This window comes from Virgibacillus sp. M23, from assembly GCF_034190895.1.
Taxonomy (GTDB): Bacteria; Bacillota; Bacilli; order Bacillales; family Amphibacillaceae; genus Virgibacillus; species Virgibacillus salarius.
The window spans coordinates 1-529 of record NZ_JAWDHA010000190.1 but is presented as its reverse complement, the minus strand read 5'-3'; the positions used below and the strand labels follow the sequence as shown (position 1 = coordinate 529).

The following is a 529-nucleotide window of genomic DNA, read 5'->3' as shown; positions in this document are numbered from 1 at the left end:
CTTCGAGATCGGAGCGTCATCAAAAAAGTGATTGACCGGGTAGGGTTTCAATTTAATATTGATGAGCACCGAGCATTAGCCGCTTATCTTTATGCTTTTTATGAAGAGGGAGCCGAACTGACGCCACAGCATCTGATGGCCAGGGTGACAGATGATCATATAAGCCAGCTCTTGTCTGATATATTAATGCTTCAGGTTAATCAAGAGCTTAGAGAAGCTGAGTTATCAGATTATGTAAAAAAAGTGTTGAATCAAAGAAATTGGTCAATGATAAAAGAAAAAGAGGCGGAAAGAGCCGAAGCCGAAAGGCAAAAAAATTTTTTAAGAGCTGCTTCTCTGGCTCAAGAAATCGTTACATTGAACCGATCTTTAAAATAACTGGAAAACTGATGAGAAGAATTTATTGGCAATGATTCCTTGCGGAGGAGCAAATAGATCGCTTAACCTCATCATGAATTGTCATTTCATTATTCGCACATTTGTTAAAGGCAGTTCATATAGAAAACGCCTGAATGGACCGAATAAGAAT

The 529-nt window shown here is 38.6% G+C and carries 1 pseudogene; it reads left to right on the top strand.

Features of this window, described 5'->3' with window-relative positions:
- Window positions 1–378, top strand: a pseudogene (locus tag RVS70_RS21975) (DNA primase); the annotation flags it as partial.
- Between the last annotated feature and the right edge of the window lie 151 nt (window positions 379–529).